Source organism: Alteromonas sp. G4i13 (assembly GCF_054960505.1).
Genome location: NZ_JBHNYX010000006.1, coordinates 111,964 through 130,168, shown reverse-complemented (window position 1 = coordinate 130,168; position 18,205 = coordinate 111,964). Strand labels below are relative to the sequence as shown.

General features: G+C 44.0%; 12 protein-coding genes. 5 read left to right on the top strand and 7 right to left on the bottom strand.

Annotation, left to right across the window (positions count from 1 at the left end; translation table 11 throughout):
- The first annotated feature begins 66 nt into the window (after positions 1–66).
- Entirely contained in the window at positions 67–1,020 is a 954-nt protein-coding gene (gene tal, locus ACFI6J_RS04535; protein ID WP_014951356.1) for a transaldolase, read from the top strand.
- 96 nt (positions 1,021–1,116) lie between these two features.
- On the opposite strand, the gene ACFI6J_RS04530 is transcribed toward tal, so the two are convergent.
- Complete coding sequence (locus tag ACFI6J_RS04530; protein ID WP_156087267.1) at positions 1,117–2,055, bottom strand: aldose epimerase family protein; 939 nt, start codon at positions 2,053–2,055, stop codon at positions 1,117–1,119.
- Between the two features lie 381 nt (positions 2,056–2,436).
- On the opposite strand from ACFI6J_RS04530, the gene ACFI6J_RS04525 reads away from it, so the two are divergent.
- The gene (locus tag ACFI6J_RS04525; RefSeq protein WP_156087268.1) at positions 2,437–4,962 is read left to right on the top strand and encodes a glycoside hydrolase family 3 protein; all 2,526 of its coding nucleotides are present in this window, start codon (positions 2,437–2,439) and stop codon (positions 4,960–4,962) included.
- A gap of 33 nt (positions 4,963–4,995) precedes the next feature.
- Entirely contained in the window at positions 4,996–6,402 is a 1,407-nt protein-coding gene (locus tag ACFI6J_RS04520) for a sugar porter family MFS transporter (RefSeq protein WP_014951359.1), read from the top strand.
- Between the two features lie 28 nt (positions 6,403–6,430).
- Here ACFI6J_RS04520 and ACFI6J_RS04515 read toward each other — a convergent pair whose 3' ends face one another.
- A complete protein-coding gene (locus tag ACFI6J_RS04515) occupies positions 6,431–8,836 on the bottom strand; it encodes a glycoside hydrolase family 9 protein (protein WP_014951360.1) in 2,406 nt (801 codons plus the stop codon).
- A 263-nt stretch (positions 8,837–9,099) separates the two neighbouring features.
- On the opposite strand from ACFI6J_RS04515, the gene ACFI6J_RS04510 reads away from it, so the two are divergent.
- Positions 9,100–10,923 carry a NosD domain-containing protein gene (locus ACFI6J_RS04510; RefSeq protein WP_156087269.1) on the top strand — a complete coding sequence of 608 codons (1,824 nt, stop codon included), beginning with the start codon at positions 9,100–9,102 and terminating at the stop codon, positions 10,921–10,923.
- A gap of 39 nt (positions 10,924–10,962) precedes the next feature.
- On the opposite strand, the gene ACFI6J_RS04505 is transcribed toward ACFI6J_RS04510, so the two are convergent.
- Entirely contained in the window at positions 10,963–11,793 is an 831-nt protein-coding gene (locus ACFI6J_RS04505; protein WP_156087270.1) for a glycoside hydrolase family 11 protein, read from the bottom strand.
- 113 nt (positions 11,794–11,906) lie between these two features.
- A complete protein-coding gene (locus ACFI6J_RS04500) occupies positions 11,907–13,463 on the bottom strand; it encodes an alpha-N-arabinofuranosidase (protein WP_156087271.1) in 1,557 nt (518 codons plus the stop codon).
- Positions 13,464–14,053: 590 nt separating this feature from the next.
- Between ACFI6J_RS04500 and ACFI6J_RS04495 the strand changes: the two genes are divergently transcribed.
- Positions 14,054–15,832 carry a C1 family peptidase gene (locus ACFI6J_RS04495; protein ID WP_156087272.1) on the top strand — a complete coding sequence of 593 codons (1,779 nt, stop codon included), beginning with the start codon at positions 14,054–14,056 and terminating at the stop codon, positions 15,830–15,832.
- A gap of 121 nt (positions 15,833–15,953) precedes the next feature.
- Here ACFI6J_RS04495 and ACFI6J_RS04490 read toward each other — a convergent pair whose 3' ends face one another.
- The 3 genes from ACFI6J_RS04490 to bioH form a co-directional block, all read right to left on the bottom strand.
- On the bottom strand, positions 15,954–16,880 hold the full coding sequence (locus tag ACFI6J_RS04490) for a putative metalloprotease CJM1_0395 family protein (protein WP_156087273.1): 927 nt from the start codon (positions 16,878–16,880) through the stop codon (positions 15,954–15,956).
- A gap of 14 nt (positions 16,881–16,894) precedes the next feature.
- Entirely contained in the window at positions 16,895–17,212 is a 318-nt protein-coding gene (locus ACFI6J_RS04485) for a hypothetical protein (RefSeq protein ID WP_377947465.1), read from the bottom strand.
- A gap of 177 nt (positions 17,213–17,389) precedes the next feature.
- Positions 17,390–18,199 (bottom strand): pimeloyl-ACP methyl ester esterase BioH, encoded by an 810-nt coding sequence (gene bioH / locus ACFI6J_RS04480; RefSeq protein WP_110289570.1) that lies wholly within the window; start codon positions 18,197–18,199, stop codon positions 17,390–17,392.
- Between the last annotated feature and the right edge of the window lie 6 nt (positions 18,200–18,205).

Here is an 18,205-nt window from a genome sequence, read left to right as displayed (position 1 = left end):
TACATTAATACTCAAAGTTCTTCCGAACTGACCTAAAGTCCTTTTAAATAATCACAGAGTAAAGAAATGAAAAATCAGTTAGATGCATTGAGGGATATGACTACCGTAGTTGCAGATACAGGAAACGTGGAAGCAATTAAAACGTATCGACCTTATGATGCCACTACCAACCCATCCTTAATTTTAAAAGCCACTACTTTGCCTCAATATCAGCATTTGATAGATAAATCAGTTAGCTGGGCAAGGGCACAGGCTAATAATAAGGAACAGCAAATTCTGCACGCCAACGACATGCTCTGTGTACTTATTGGTAAAGAAATAAGCGAGTTTGTACCTGGAAGAGTATCTACGGAAGTAGATGCTAGACTGTCCTTCAATACATTTTCCACTATAGATAAGGCTAAACAACTCGTAAAACTATATGAGGAAGAAGGCGTCGACAAATCTCGTATTCTTATAAAGATAGCCTCGACATGGGAGGGAATTAAAGCCGCTGAGCAGTTAGAGCGAGAAGGCATTAATTGTAACCTTACGCTTTTGTTTAACTTTGCGCAGGCACGAGCGTGTGCCGAAGCAAATGTGTTTTTGATATCCCCGTTCGTCGGCAGAATATTAGACTGGTACAAGTCTCATCACAATATTGCTGAGTACTTACCTAACGATGACCCTGGAGTTAAATCGGTCACCGAAATCTATAATTATTATAAAGTTCATGGTTATAAAACCGTTGTTATGGGAGCGAGCTTTAGAAATATCGGTGAGATTCAGGCTTTGGCTGGGTGTGACAGATTAACTATTAGTCCAGAGCTTCTGGAGGCACTGGCAAACTGTTCAGATCCGCTACCTCGTATGCTTTGTGATACAAATGAGTACCAAGTTCCCCCTGCACCACTAGATGAGGCAACCTTTCGCTGGGAAATGAACCAAAACGCAATGGCGACAGAAAAGCTTGCTGAAGGCATACGCAACTTTGCTATCGATCAACAAAAGCTGGAAAACATGCTTGCTGACAGACTATAGGAAATACTGTGAGATAACGCCCTCATCTAGGTGTTACCATTGATAGTTCCCCAAGTGTTTAAAGCGATATTGCAACAATGTTGAAACTGGGAACTATCATTCTGTGGTAATTGTATAGTCGATTATGTGTTGTTGAAGCGTATTTGCTGGAAGTAACCCCAAGGGATGATTTTTACAATTAGGCATGTCAGGGCCGAACTGCGGTTCTATACAAACGCTCTGGTTTTTACAAAAAGGCTCACTTAAATGACCTCCGGTATAAAGCTGCATGGCAGGGTAGTCTGAAGATACTTCCAGCTTCAAATATCTATCGAAACTTTCCAAAATAGCCTTGGAGCACGAATTGGAAAAAATGAAATTGTTATCGAGAACCTCAGCCCCCTTTTGTTGAGTTAAAAGATACCGCTTTGAATAGTCATATTGCGTATGTTTTACTGACTGAGGAGGGCGGATTGGTAGGCCGTTCGAATCGTTAATATTTACGTGAGTTGCACATGTGGTAAGCCACTGCTCTAAGCCACCTCGATGGCTATTAACTCCGTTAAGATTGAAGTAACTATGGGCTGACATTCCCGCGACTGTGTCTTTCTCCGAGAGTGCACTTACGCGAAGTCGAAGCCGGTTATTCTCTAATGTGTATTCAGCTGTAAGTTCTAGTGCTCCAGGGTAACCATTCCACATATCCTGAATAACTAATTCCAGCCGTACAGCGCTCTGTGAACAACGAGTGATTTGCCATACCTGTTTATCTATTGCATTTTCCCCTCCGTGCAAATGATTAAGGCCTTCGTTGCGGTCAAGGTGCAATACTTGGCTTTCTCTAATATCTACCCTCCCATCTTTAATTCTGTTTGCAAATGGGCCAACAATTGCACCTAGGTAAAATTGGTCGGATAAATAATCTTCTTCGTTATTGTACTTAAGCACAATCGACCGATAGCTGCCGTTTACTTGTACCTGCCAATCGAGGATGCGAGCACCAAAATCACTTATAGTGACACGCATTGCATCAGATTTAAGTTCGATGATTTTCATAAACTATTATTTTTTGCTCTCTGTCAGCGTATATACCAAGCGTTGTTTCCACGTATACCAATTACTTGAAAGTAACAGTGAATTTATCGGGCAATTGGTTGACGACGCCTTTTTCCTCAACCGGATTAAAAATCCCGCTCGGAGCTAACGCAGGGACTTCCGGTATTTCAACCGCGCCCTGCACATAAACCTACTTAGCACAAGGGAAGTAGCAAACGTGCGATAGATGCCTTTTCAACAGGACAACAACATGTTAGCGCAGGATGTAAATAATCTGTTTATGAATTGTTGTAAGTCGTTTGTGTTTTTTATGCATCGCGTAGTGGTGATTATTTTTTCTGGCAGTATTACACCATCAACAATTTTTGATGGTTTAAAGAGATGTCAAAGGTCCATTATTTTTCTGCGTTAGCTTTTGTATTTTTGGCTTCTTCTTGCACGGGTATGGAAAAAAAGAACACAACTATTTATCGAGAAGACGTTCCTAAAATAGAACCTAAGGCGTGGCCTTCACAGCAATCTCCAATAACGGTAAACCGTGAACACGAAAAGAAAATCGCTACGTTACTTAATGCAATGACTGTGGAAGAGAAGGTGGGGCAGATTATTCAAGCTGACATCAATTCTGTCACCCCTGAAGAAGCTAGAGAATTTTATCTTGGCGCGGTATTAAATGGTGGAAACTCTGCGCCAGAGAAAAATAATCGTGCAGAAGCGGACATGTGGCTGGCGCTAGCTGACGAATTTTGGCTGGCCTCTACTGATAAATCTAACGGCAGAGTCGGCATTCCTTTGCTGTGGGGAAGTGACGCTGTTCACGGACACAATAATATTGTAGGAGCAACTATTTTCCCTCACAACATTGGACTAGGAGCGGCCAACGACCCTGCACTAATGGCAAAAATAGGAAAGGTAACCGCCACTGAAATGCGAGTAACGGGGTTAGACTGGACATTTGCTCCAACCTTGGCTGTGGCACGAAATAGCAGATGGGGAAGAACCTACGAAAGCTTTTCTGAAGATCCGGCCATTGTTGCGAGCTATGCTGAACCACTCGTTTCCGGTATTCAGGGAAAAGTGAACACGGACCAGTTTTTAAATTCACATCATATTATATCAACCGCTAAACACTTTATTGGTGATGGGGGTACGCGTAATGGTGAAGACCAAGGTGACAACGTAGATGATCAGATAACAATGCGCGATGTCCACGGCGCTGGGTATCCACCCGCAATACAAGCCGGTGTGCAGGTAATAATGGCGTCATTTAATAGCTGGCACGGTATAAAAATGCATGGACACAAGACCATGCTCTCCGATGTATTGGTAGCTCAAATGGGGTTTGATGGCTTTGTAGTGGGCGACTGGAATGGGCACGGACAAGTTGAAGGCTGCACTAATGTGTCTTGTGCTAATGCGTTTAACGCAGGTCTTGATATGTTTATGGCGCCAGATAGCTGGAAGAAGCTCTATCAAAATACACTTGAGCAAGTAAAGTCAGGAGAAATTACGTTAGCTCGTTTAGATCAGGCTGTGGTCCGAATACTAAGAGTAAAACTGCGAGCAGGTCTGTTCGATGCAGGATTACCATCATCACGGCCACTAGCGGGTGACTATAAGCGTTTGGGTTCCGAATCTCATCGAGCCGTGGCGCGAGAGGCGGTCAGAAAATCACTGGTATTATTAAAGAATAACCAGCAATTAATACCGCTTAGCCCGAATCAACGTATTCTTGTGGCGGGTACAGCCGCTGACAATATTGGCCAAGCTAGTGGCGGGTGGACGTTAAGCTGGCAGGGTACAGGTAATGCCAATAGCGACTTTCCCAACGGAGAGTCAATTCTTGCCGGCATTAGATCGGCGGTAGCCGGTAGTGAGGGTACAGTCGATTATCATCCAGAGGGTGAATTTGAAGTACGACCGGATGTAGCGATCATCGTTTTCGGTGAACAACCTTACGCAGAGTTCCAAGGAGATAGACCCCACGTAGATTTCACCGATAACACTGGATTAGAACTTCTTCAAAAATTCAAGGCGTTAAATATCCCCACTGTCTCGATATTTATTTCCGGACGACCTTTATGGGTGAATCCAGAAATAAACGCATCCGATGCGTTTGTTGCAGCTTGGTTGCCTGGAACTGAAGGCGGCGGAATTGCAGACGTAATAATGCGTAATGAGCAAGAAAAAATTAACCATGACTTCATTGGGCGCCTAAGTTTCTCGTGGCCCAAAAAAGCCGACCATGATGTTTTGAGTGGTGAAAATGCCAACTATGACCCCTTATTCGCTTTGGGATATGGACTCTCTGTAACGGACGGTGTCAGCGTTGAACAGCTAGATGAAACCCAAGCAGAGACAATAAGCGACTATCACATATCAAACTTTTTGATTGCTGGAGCAGCGGTATCACCATGGCGACTAGTGTTGAGCGATGTCAAAGGTCGCAATCAGTACCTACAGGGAAAAAGCAGCAGTGCGGGTGGCAACATGAATGTTGAATCGGCTGATTATCTCGCCCAAGAAGATTCGGTTATTGTGAACTGGTTAGATAGAGGAAGCTTTTTAATAGAGGGAGAACCGATTGACCTTGAACGTCAGTCGAATGGTGATATGGCTCTACAGATAGACTACCAGGTGTTATCAGCAGACATACAGCGCGCCTCAATAAAGCTGGGGTGCGAAAGTCAATGCAAGTCCAACCTGGACGTGACGACAACAATACAAGCAAAAGCAGGCGGGGGATGGCAGCAAGGCTTTTTGAAACTCAGTTGTTTTGCTGATACAGGCGCTGATATGAAAAACATAAAAGTTCCTTTTGAGTTAGAGGTAATTGGCACTGCGTCCATTCAACTAAACACAATTAAATTAGTGGCAAATCAGGGTCAGGCGAGCTGCCAGTTGTAGTGCTCTTATATTAATCTTTTAGGTGGTAGTTTTGTGAAAGATAGCAAAGAAAAAGAAAATCTTATTTTTATTTTCCTTATTAGTGTGGTGGCTACTATCGGTGGCTTTTTGTTTGGCTTCGATAGCGGGGTAATTAACGGCACTGTCGACGGGCTGAAACTGGCTTTTAGTTCTGACTCTGTTGGCACCGGGTTCAATGTTGCCAGTATGCTGCTTGGGTGTGGAGTTGGTGCCTTCATCGCAGGAAGGCTCTCGGACATAGTAGGGCGTAAAACCGTTCTTTTGTTATCGTCTTCATTGTTTATTGCTAGTGCATGGGGGTCAGGTATAGCAATAAGCTCTACCGAATTTGTGGTTTATCGCGTTATTGGCGGGTTGGCAGTCGGAGCTGCCTCAGTGATTGCACCTGCTTATATTAGTGAAATTGCTCCAGCAAACATACGGGGTAAGCTTATCACTATTCAACAAGTAGCCATCATTTTCGGCTTATTTAGCGCATTCGTCAGTAATTATGTTGTAGCCAATATGGCGGGGGTATCAACAGCTCCTTTTTGGTGGGGATATGAAGCATGGAGGTGGATGTTCTGGATAGAATTGTTTCCAGCCGCACTATTTCTTGCAAGCTTATTTTTCATTCCTGAAAGCCCACGTTTTTTAGTTATGAAGCAAAGCAGTAAACGAGCGCTGGCCATTTTACAGAAGTTGTATGGTCAAGAAGCAGGACAAAGAAAACTTTTGGAGATTGAAGCATCTTTAGTCAAAAAAGACCGAAAACCAAAGTTTTCAGATTTAATCGACAAAACGAGAAACCGTCTGCGTCCCATTGTATGGGTAGGTGTCGGATTGGCTACATTTCAGCAGCTTGTAGGAATAAACGTGGTTTTTTATTACGGAGCGGTGCTATGGCAAGCTGTGGGATTTTCAGAGGCTGATGCACTTTTAATTAACGTTATCTCAGGCGCTGTAAGTATCGCTGGTTGTGTTATCACCATGTTTCTCATTGACCGATTAGGGCGTAAACCTTTTCTGATTATTGGTTCAATAGGAATGTCTATTTCTCTCGCATTCATGGTATTCACCTTCGTCAACTCATCGAGCGACATCAACGGAAATTTGATTCTTGGCGGATTAGGTAGTGTGGCGCTTATTTCCGCCAATGCTTACGTTTTCTTTTTCAATTTATCCTGGGGGCCTGTAATGTGGGTTTTACTAGGTGAGATGTTTCCTAACCAAATCAGAGGCTCTGGTCTCGCTGTAAGTGGCTTAGCACAATGGCTAGCTAACTTTGCAGTCACCATGACTTTCCCACTCATGCTAACTGGGATTGGATTGGCAGGCGCTTACAGTATCTATACTACGTGCGCGCTTCTTTCAGTCTTTTTCGTGTTTAAATTTGTTCGCGAAACTGCAGGGAACGAGCTCGAACAAATGCAGGGCTAATCTGTAAGGGAGAATAGCCCTATTTGGGCTATTCAGCAGAGCTATTTAGTAAGTCGTTAGCGGCATGTACAAGCATGATATAAGACGCTGCGATATTTATTACGTATTCATTTTGGCCCCAGAAAAATGGCCATTCTTCATTATTTTCTGGCAGGTCAGGTTTAATTATTAAAATACCCGGGACAACCCCACCAGAAATAAATGAAAAATCTGCGCGATTCATACCGTAGGCTACGCGTTTTGATACGGTGCCGACATTTGATACGAGGGAGATATCTGAATCTGGATGCGTCCCGTAGAGATAATGCAGCCCATCATAAACAGCGTCTGGTTCGAGTAGCCCAGGAAACGCCTTGACCAAATAGTAATGATGAATAGCATCGCGTATTATCCGTCCATTTCCTGCCCATCCACCTTCTGTAATTGTGACATTAAACGGGTTAGCTTGCGTAATGTGCCTACCTTCATTCACATAGTCCTTAGCTAGCAATTCAATTTTGTGCTTATATTTATCGCCCATTAAAGGAATTAAGCGAACTAGAGTACCAATGTGCTGCGCAAAATGTGCCTCGACTTCGGGCCAAAGGGTATTAATTGCCTGCTTATACTGCTCGTCCCCCGTGCTCATCAATAGTTCTGCTGCCGCCGAAAGCTTTTCTGCGTCAAGTCGTCCTCCTGTTGTATTCCCATGATGAAACAAGAAGGGAGGGTGAGATCGCTCTTCTTGCCAAGCTAACTCGGCTGTATTGAGCGCTTCTGTAGCGAGCTCAGGATTATGATCCCGTAGTGCACGGGCAGCAGCACTTAAAGCGGCGATGGAGCCAAAGTTAACGGCTGAGGAGCGACTGGTAAATACCCATCTATCATCAGGGACCCCGCTGTGTTTTCCATCTGCTTGTAAAGGTGTCATTGTAGGGTTGTATACCAGATTGTCGGTCATGGTGATGCCATCACCCAAGTGCGTATACTGGGATATGTTAGGCACAATGATACCGTTTATTGCTCTGCCAAATGCTCGGTGTTGTGCAATTAGTGCTAAAGTGCCGTGCTCAATTTGCTGGAGTATGTCGGGTTTACCATCTGGCACATGAATATCAACAAACTTTCGATCGTAGTCAACAAGGGTAGTATCGCGTTTTGGCGCAAACTGATCCCATACTTCAACAAGACCTAGAACGGCTCTGTATTGCGACTGAGTACGAATGTCGTAATCTCCCGCATCATACCATCCACCAATATTTAACCCCGGTACATGCTCTAAAGGCGCGAATTGAGTATCGGTTGTCGGCCCCTGGGCATATAAATCAAAATGTTTTTGGTTGATCGGTGCCTGCAAAGCATCATCTAAGTGGGAAGCACCATGCCAAACTCTGTAGGCTTCGTTTACTAAAACATGGTCCATTTGAACCGGAAAAAAAACGTCTAAGGTTGGATGCCAGGCTTTGCTGAAAATATCTTTACTTATTCTGAACGGCGCGGTGATGGTGTCATTGTACTTAAGCTGATAAAGGCCACTTTCACGTACCGCTGAAAAGTCGAATTTTGCATATTGATATCGTTTATATTTCCCCCAATCCATTGGTTTTTTAGACAAGACCGCGTTCTTTTCACCCGACGGCATTATTTTAAGTAAGGAAACTAGGTTTTCGCCTATGACGTGCTTCGGGTCGAGTTCCAGTACCGCTATTTTGTTTTGATTAGGGTGGTAGCCTACCTGAGAGTGCGCAATTATTGGCGACCGTTGCCAATCCTTTATACTGCTAACGTTTAGAGACCATTCCAGCACTTTACCGCTTTTATTTGCCGGGATCATGGAGCGCGCTACAAACCACCCGTTTTGGGCCTTTGTTCTTCCATCATACAGATAGATAGGTTGCTGTTTCGACTCAATACTTATTCTGCGCTCTGCGTCTTCTGGTGCTAGGACTAAATGGTACGCGGTGGCAAGCGGCGTTGGTGCTTGTAAATCATTTTGTTCTTTTGGCCCAGAAGGGTAAAGAGGAAACGTACCGGTTGCGTCATCGGCGATAAAAGACTTATTAAAATATGCTGAAGGCATAAATTCGAGGTTAAACCCCGCCTTGTTCACTAGCTCTTCGGGTAAAGGGGCATCGGTGTGTACGCTAATGTTGAGATGCTCTTTCGTCGAAGTAACTTTGACGCTGAAATTAAATTTGTGTTCTGGATAATGTAGTGAAGCTCTAATGGCACCTTTTTCGGCATCAACATCGCGTTTGATGAAAGTCGGAATACTATCCCACTGTTCGGGAGTATCATTTAGCCTAACGTCACCATTAGTGGCGATACGCTTGCCGTGCTGAATAATTTCAATGCCACTAATCTTTGAATCGCTGAACAGCCCATCGTACCAGTTGCTATATACCAATACATTGGCTCCTGGAGCCTCAAAATACTCTGAATCATTAACTTTCATAGGGAAGGAAGTTTGCCCCTTAACTGTTAAAGCACTGATTAAAAAAACACTGCCGCACAAGAGTTTTAACCTCATGTTTGTTCCTTTCTTGCTACTTGTGAATTGATTTTTCATTATGCTAGTAGAAAGCGGAGCAACACATATTACTGAATTTGTTAACCTCATTTCGATTATTTGTTAATAGGATGAATATAGATTCATCACCGCTCACTAACCTCTATACTGACTTTCTTTAACTTGTGAATATTAAAGGAACAGTAATCATGAACATTTGGCTCCGTTTCGGACTCATCGTGATGACTTTTGGACTCAGTTCAGTCACACCTGTAAAGGCGCAATTTTATGGTGGACCTTATGGGCCAATCTCAAAAAGCTATGCGCAGCCAAACGCTAAGACAATATATTATGTATCTCCAGAGGGACAACCTCGGGCAGATGGACTCACACTTGATAATCCCACTTCGCTTAGCTCTGCTATAAGTAAAGTAACATCGGGAGATGCAATAGTTTTAAGAGGTGGTACTTATCGCACTGGCAATTTAATACTTAATCAAGGGATAACTTTACAACCCTATAAAGACGAAAAACCCATTTTGAAAGGAACTCAAGTAGCCTCGACCTGGGAACAAAAACAAGACAATGTGTGGGTTACAAATTGGAAAACCTTGTTTCCTTCTAAACCTATGTTTTGGTGGCGTCAGGAGCGCCACATTGATAAAACGCCGCTACATCGATTTAATAATGACATGGTTTTTATTGATGGTGAGTTTTTACAGTCGGCTGGCAGTATCGAAGAGTTAACGCCTAATACATTTTTTGTTGATTATGAGAAGCAGCAGGTTTACATCGGTACTGATCCAAATAATAAATTAATCGAAATCACCGCTTACGACACAGCGCTGTTGCGTACATCGAACGACGTCCACAATAAACGAAGTGACAAGATTGGCCCTAAAATCTATGGGGTTACGTTTACTCAATACGCTTGGCGGGCTATCGGTATAGAAGGTAAACGAACCTTTTTACCAGAAGACGAGCCAGTAGATGAACCTGTTGGCGTTGCCGATCCTTTAACCTATGGTAAAGAGGTCATAAACACGCTACTTGAAAATGTCACCATCACATATTGCTCGCGTGTCGCAGGCTATTTTCGCGGTGACGGTTTAATAATAAGACACTCCCTGATTTCTGATACCAGTACTGAAGGTATCTATATTATTGGTTCTTCAGACGTTTTACTCGAAAAAAACATCATTCAGCGTAACGATATTGAGAACATCACTGGTTATTATGTTTCCGCAGTGAAAATCATTAATCAAACGTACAGAGTAACAGTACGGGATAACTTGATTATTAATCATCCAACATCAAAGGGTGTATGGTACGACGTGGGAAACCGTGAAGGCCTGTTTATCAATAACTATGTCGAAAACACGCAGGCTGGGTTATTTTTTGAGATATCGGATGGCATTACTGCTGTGGGTAACGCATTTGTAAATAACGACTTAGGTGTGTGGGTGCTCAACTCAGCGAACGCCAATATTGCGCATAATACGTTTGTTAACAGTACGCTGCGATTTACAAGAACTGCTCGAAGTGCCACAGATGACCACTTTGGTTGGCACCCCGAGACAGGGCCTGATGTATTTGAGCGAGATGGTCATACAGTAAAAAGTAATTTGTTGACGGCAGATGAGCAACATCACGGTCCTTTACTAAGTGTGGATCAAGAGGACGCTTTATGCGCCCAATACAAGAAAGCTCAACTTGCTGAACTGGACGGAAACGCTTATGTAAAACCTGAAAATCAACAGCCGCTGATAACATTATCTACAAGTAGTTCAGAGCCCTGCAATCGTGAAATAAATACACTCGATAAATTGCAAGACAGCACAGCTCAATATGAAACCAATGGTCAACTGATTAACGGACATCCCAGAACAGTCTTTGTCTCCCCTGACTTAAAGCGGTTTGAACTACAGCGCCATATTTCCAAAAAAGTGAATATAGTCTTGCCAGAGAAGGTAACGAACGCTTTTGAAAATATTGGTGCGTTACCGTCGGCATCGGATAATCAAAGTCGATAATTAACACAAGATTACAACTGCGCCGGTTAGGCAACTGAGTTAAAATTGAGCACTAGCATCCCACACTTTACCAGTCGCCTTACCGTCCTTTGCAGGATTAAATACTTCTACTGCCATAACTTGATATGTAGGGTCGTCGCTTGCGTCAAAATTATTCATATCAGGAAGAATCCAGCCTGCGTCAGCCCAAGCTGCCACGTGATCGGCAAAGATAATTTTATGATCTTCGCCTAGAGGCATGGGTTTAGACGGTTTACTCCAATACTGATAAAACGTGGCCGTATTATTTATAGAGGGCTTTCGCTCTCGTATAGTTCGATAAGTTGTGTATTCAACGCCGTTACTCACAAAGGTCTTACCGAAAATGCCGTTTTGGCTAGGATCATAGGTCCAGCGCTGAAGAACATAATATTCAACTAAGTGAGCAGGATTGTCTTTAGACATGTTGCTGTCGTATCCCCATCCATAGAGTGCAATATAACTAGCGCCACTCTCCTGTTCAAAGCGATAGCCAATTTCGCGGCTCACATCTCCGTAATGCCACCCGGGGCCCCCAACATAATTATATCCGCCGCCCTCCCAACTCACTTCAAATTCTCCGCTTTGACTTAGTTTGAGAGAGGCTTCGCCACCGTCTTTCCAGTGGGTAAAAAAGAGATCCCCAACATGTCCTGTTGCGTGGTTTTTAGACATGTGTATGTCATCGTCGAATTGCTTAGTATAGGCTTTATATTTAGTAATAGCTTGCGGCTTGAAAGCTTCAGAGTCATTATCAAGACTTATTCCGTCACCTTGATGAGGTGAGCAGCCAATAAGAAGAGTAATACTCGCTACAGTCATCGCAATTTGTCTAATAAGTAATATCTGCATAATTCTTTCTATTCTTATAAAAAACATTAATGTTAAATGAAAGCGCAAACTGAACGCTTAAATTATATTACGCCCCACTGCTTTTGCGGGTCTGTTCACACCATACTTTTTGATTAAAGCTGGCCTAAATTAAGCACCATCAGCGACTTTGCTGGGACGACTATGACGGCCTTACCATCTTTAACGCCAGTAGAGTACTCATAAGGTTGAATATTGTTCGGGTCATCAAAGGTATTGTGCTCGTCCATTTTATCGCTGGTTAATACTTCCCCTTTGACCTTTTTTATCTGATTAAGCTCTACTTCAATTGCATTATTCAACTGCGTATTCACTATAGAAATATAGGTGTTACCGTCCTGTGCCTTGGCTGCTGAAGCACTGATACTTGGAATGCTTATCTCTGCGTGTTTATTTAATAGTGGCTTACTTAGGCTAACTGGAAGGTAGGTCGCGTTTTGAAACGGTATGTGCATCTTAAATACGTGATATGTGGGCGTTAAAAGCATTCTTTCGTTATCAGTGAGTATCATGGCTTGCAATACGTTAACCATCTGAGCAATTACCGTCATTTGTACGCGTTCGGCGTGACGATTGAAAACGTGAATATTCAGTGCAGCTATAATCGCATCTCTCAACGTATTTTGCTGATACAAAAAACCAGGGTTAGTCCCCTCATCAACGTCGTACCAGGATCCCCATTCGTCGACATAAAAACCGATTTTGTTTTCAGGATCCATTTCTTTAAGAACGGCGAGGTTCTTCTCAATAAATGCTTCAATTTGCAAAGTGCGTTGTATCGCTGAATACCATTGATCTTCGGGGAAACCTGTGGCGCTTCCTTTATTACTCCAATCTCCGGTCGGAAGTGTGTAGTAATGATGGCTTATCGCGTCCATTTTTAAACTCCATGAAGAGTTAATTTTCTCGGTGAGTACTTTTGTCCACTCTGTTTGATCGTCAGTACCACCGCTGGCAATAAACTTAGGTTGGTTTCCTTCTGGGGCTTTGAGGAATGCAGAATATTGCTTGTAAAGATCAGCGTAATATTCTGGTGTCATGTTACCACCACATCCCCAGCTTTCATTGCCAATGGCGAAGTAGTCCACTTTAAACGGCTTATCTCGGCCGTTTCTTTTACGTTCGCGAACAACCGTCGTATCTGCATCAGAGGTCATATAGTGCAGCCACTCTACCATTTCCCGGGGATTGCCTGTTCCCAGATTGCCGTTGACGTAAGTTTGTGCGCCTAATAACTCTGCAAATTGGAAAAATTCATGGGTGCCAAACGCATTATCTTCAATAACCCCTCCCCAATTACTATTGATTGTTCTTGGGCGTTTATCTCGCGGACCTATACCATCTCGCCAATGATACTCATCTGCAAAGCAGCCCCCTGGCCAGCGCAATAAAGGTACCTTTAAATCGCGTAATGCTTGTAGTACATCTAATCGGAAGCCATCTTCATTAGGTATGCCTGAGTCTTCACCTACCCAAATGCCTTCATAAATGCCTCTGCCTAAATGCTCCATAAACTGGCCATAAATATTTTTATTCAATATCGGACCAGAGCTTTCGACATCAATATTTAACTTTACGTCAGCGGCAATGGCCACCGTCGGTGTCGCTAGTATAGAAAAACAATAAAATAGCAATGGCGTTATTTTAAACATTTAAGTCTCGCCTCAATACCAAAAACAACATTGATAATACAAGTAACTTTTCTAAAAATTTATAACGACATTTACGATCCAATTTATGTTGTTTCGTAATGGCGACATCGTATTGAAAGCTTTGTCTCTTCCCCTTCTTCGTTGATGTTGCGCTAGCAGCGTTGAAAAACGGCAAGTGTTGGCTTAGCAAGCCAATAGTTAACTAAATAAGGCAGCTCTTTTATCTCACTTCCCTTTGCCTTGCCGCTTTTGCTACATTAGTTTGTGTTACATTAGATGGGACGCATGGAAATTCATGCGCCCTGATACTCTTGAATAAAGAGTGTCAAACTACAAAATACCGAAACAATGAAAAGGTGTGGGTCACACCGAAACCGAAGTTCGTATGTTGTTAGCGTTTAGCGAGGCCGTTGACATGCTGTAAATGCCTTCACGTTTGACGAAGGTAATGTCGCTCATTTGACCACAGCCTTTTTCAAGGCAGCACTTTCGGACAACCGTAATGAGCTAAGGGCTTTCGACCTTTGGTGTACGAACGTTTCACCTGTCTGTACAGCAAGGTTCATTTGCCCTAATCAAAGGATGATTTTATGAACTCGCCTGTCTCAAAAAATATGCTGAATGTCAGCGCCGATTACCCCGACCTTAGGGATCGTTATTACCAACCAAATCTCACGCCACTTAAGCCTTTTATCGACCCGCCGGGCAATTTGGTTATCTTAGATCAAGGGAAAGATGGTGCCTGTACGGGCTTCGCATTGGCGGCAACCATCAATTTCATTTATCGTCAGCAGGGCCGAAAACATACTGTTAGCCCGTGGATGCTTTATGCTATGGCCAAACGTCACGATGAATGGTTAGGCGAAGCCTATGAGGGCTCAAGCTGCCGCGGTGCAATTAAGGGGTGGTACAACAGTGGCGTATGTAACGAGTCACTAACTGAAGATATTAAGCACAGCAACGAATTTGAAATGACCCTAGCTATTGCTAACAATGCAAGCAATCACAGGCTAGGTGCGTACTACCGTATTGAACGAGAAATTAGCGATTTTCATGCGGCGCTTAACGAAGTGGGCGTAATCTTTGTTTCTGCCAGAATTCATGAAGGCTGGAAAGATAGCGAAGGTGATGTAATAAGCCTAAGGCCTGAACCCATGGGTGGCCATGCGTTTGCCATTGTTGGCTATAACGATGAAGGCTTCTGGATCCAAAACTCCTGGGGGACGGATTGGAAAAAGTCAGGGCTGGCACTTTGGCGTTACGATGACTGGGCGTTAAACGTTATGGATGCGTGGGTTGTTCAACTCGCACTTCCTATTTCAGGTACAGGCACTTACCACCAAGCTACGCGCTCTATTGCACAGGGTTTGTTTTCTCGCTCCACTCCACGGGTGAGTATTCAAGATCACTTCGTTCATTTCGACGACGGACACTTTGATACCAGAAGTAAATATTGGAGCAATAAAAACCACGTCGATGCCATTATTGAAAAACTTTCTGACAGTAACCATCGCCATGTAATGCTATATGCACACGGCGGCTTAAATAGCATAAAAGCTTCGGCTAAACGCATTGCTGCCATGAAAGACACCTTTCTTAAAAACGATATTTACCCCATTCACTTCATGTACGACACGGGTATGCTAGAAGAACTCAAAGATATTCTGGGCTTTAAGAATAAAGAGATTAGCAACAAAGTTGGAGCCTTCACTGACTACACCGACCGCATACTAGAATGGTCAACACGTAAAGTAGGCGGCGCCCTGTGGCGAGAAATGAAATCAGACGCTTGCACGCCTTTTACCCGTACCACATCAGATGGTACGTATTTCCTAACGCAATTGGCCGCCTACTTGAAAGACAATTCAGATATTAAGCTGCATGTCGTCGGTCATTCGGCAGGCTCTATTTTTCATGCTCACAGCCTATCTAGGCTGTGTAAAGTTGATGAAAACATAACGATTAAGAGTCTGCATTTACTGGCTCCAGCCATTAGCTACCCCTTGTTCAACGAAAAGCTCTCTGCGCTTATAGAAGGGAAACACATTGAATCGACCACGGTTTACAACTTATCTGAAGCGTTGGAAAAAGATGACCACGTAGCGCGCATTTACCAGAAGTCGTTGCTCTATTTAGTATCAAATGCGTTTGAATCCAAACCAGAGATGCCCTTGTTAGGTATGGCTGTGTTTAATCAGCCGCTGCCTAACGTGACGTTTAAGTACAGTGAGGGGAAAGAAGGTGAACCCACCGCTGCCACATCCCACGGCGGCTTCGATAGCGACGTAGATACCATGAACTCGGTACTTTCAGACATCACTGGCGACTCACCTAAATATCCGTTTACAAAGGCAATACTGGATTATTAAGTCCTGCTGGTTTTAAGGCAATGCAAGGGAAGTGAAAGTGCTTTTTTCGCGATTTAGCCCTTAGCTATGACGGGCTAAATCGTTCGTGCAATGTTAAGCAGCTAGCGTTAATTACACGTTATCATGCTTGAAGCGATAAACCTTCTCTAGAGGGGGTGTAAGCTTGCAAATAAGCATTTTGAATTCGGCCAATCCGTGTTTGCATCGCATTAGACTCATTTGCCTGAAAGCCTTGTGTGTCTGCTGATGAAGATTGATTATCTAACACCATATTCGCAGTGGAATCGGTTGTGGTGCCTATATTTGTATCGGGCTGCACAGCTGCCCCAGTGTCTGCGACAATGCCATTGCTTTGTGCTGAGGTAGAACCTGCTGAAGCCGTTTCTGTTTGGCCTTTGGCAATCTCGCTACGGGCCTCTGTGGCTTTTTGAGAAGCCTCTGCAGCCACTTTTAAATCTTGTGATGAAGGTTCAGCTGGTGCGAGGGCGGCTGCGCGCACTTGCTCCATTTTTTTCAGCGTTTCTTCAGGCGTTTTTTCTTCTGAAACATCAATCGACACTTCGCCATCGGTCACATAGCGTTTATTGTCAGGGCCTGTAGTGTATTCATATTGCGGAGCACCGGCGTACTGACCGCCTGTTGAAGCATGCGCTTGCTCGTGAACCCTCACTTCCTGATCCCGGGCTTTTAACTGCTCAATTTCAGCAGCGTCTTGTTTCTCTTGCTGTTCTTGTTGCCTGTCTTGCGCGCCCTGCTTGCCTGCACTCTCATCTTGCGCATTATCTTTCTGTTGCCCAAATACGTTTTGAAAGGCAGCTTGAAGTTCTGTTTGTACCTGAGGGCGTTCGTAAGTAACCGGCGCTGGCGGCTGGCCGGGGCTCTTCGCTTTATCGGCTTCTGACCCCAAGCCTTTTTGAGAAGCCCCTTGCTGGGAATCTGACGCTTGGGGAATAGTTTCACGCTGCACGTTATCTCTACGTGCAGACTCTGTATTTATGTTCGCCGTGGGATAAGCAATGGCGTTAAGGATTGGTGTAACGATATTCACCGTAACTGCTCCGCCTACGCAAGCACGTCTATGATGGTACCAAGCATCTCATCGGCAACACCTAGTACTTTGGCAGAGGCTTGAGCATTACGTTCGTTTACATTGAGCGCGATTAAGTCGTCAGTGAGACGCGTGGAGGTAGACGTTGAACTCGATGACGTGTTTGTCGTGTCGGTATTGGTCGCAATAGGTTGAGCGGGTGCTACCGCATCCTCAGCAGTTCGCTGAGCAATATTTGATGCTGCCTGCGAAATTCCATCGCTGGCATTTTGTAAACCATATTGAGCCGCTGCAAATGCAGAGCCTGCACCTAAACCATCAATACTTGTCATACACTACCCCTAACCTCTCATGTGCAATTATTAACCAATTTCACACAAATGGAAAGACATGTATCACACCCTGTCATTAACTTATTGTAAGCAGGCGATTTTTATTAAGCTGTCAAAGATAAGAAAAGCTTCAAACTATCGGCAAGCCGCGGTTTGAAGCTTCATGTCATCGCTCTATTACGACGCCTTTTGCTGGTAAACGCCAGCGGCAAAGCGAAATAAAATGTCAGCAGTTTGCTGAGGATGTGAAATAAACGGCGCATGCGACGCATGAGGCAGAACAACGGTATCAGCCTGCGGATGTAGCTCACATATACGATCTATTCCGCTGGTCGGCACTAGACTATCCAACCTGCCATACAATCGTAATGTGGGTGTAGTTATTCGCCCCACGTCTTGACGCATGTCTTCAGTAGACAATATGCGTAAACCTTTCTTAAGCGCTTCCTCGGCGGGATCTGGGAATTGGGTTACCTGTTCTCTGATCGCCTTAATATCCTGCTTTGCCGTTTCGCTGCCCATCGCTTGAATTGCCAAAAAACGTTCCAGTGTTTTCTGATAGTTCTTTTCAAGCTGAGTCTCGAACATTGAAAGTAAATCGGCAGCAATACCCGGCCAACAAGGCCCTGCTATAAATCGAGGTGTTGAAGCAATCGTTACCAGTCCGGTAAGTTTTTCTGGTGCTAACAGCGCTAATTTTTGGGCAACTAGGCCACCTAATGACCACCCAACCAACACACACTGGTCTGGCAGTTGGTTCGCAATGGATTGAGCCAATGTTTCCACGTTATACGGTGACGGGACGAACTCTGCATTTTCCCCAAACCCAGGAAGATCTATGGTGGTGACGCGAAAATTATCGCTTAAATAAGGAATAAAGGATGTGAACGCTCCGCTGTTCATACCCCAACCATGAAGAAATACCACATCTACGCCTGTACCCTGAGTACGGGTGACAAGCTCGCCGTTTGTATGCAAACTTTCCATTTACAC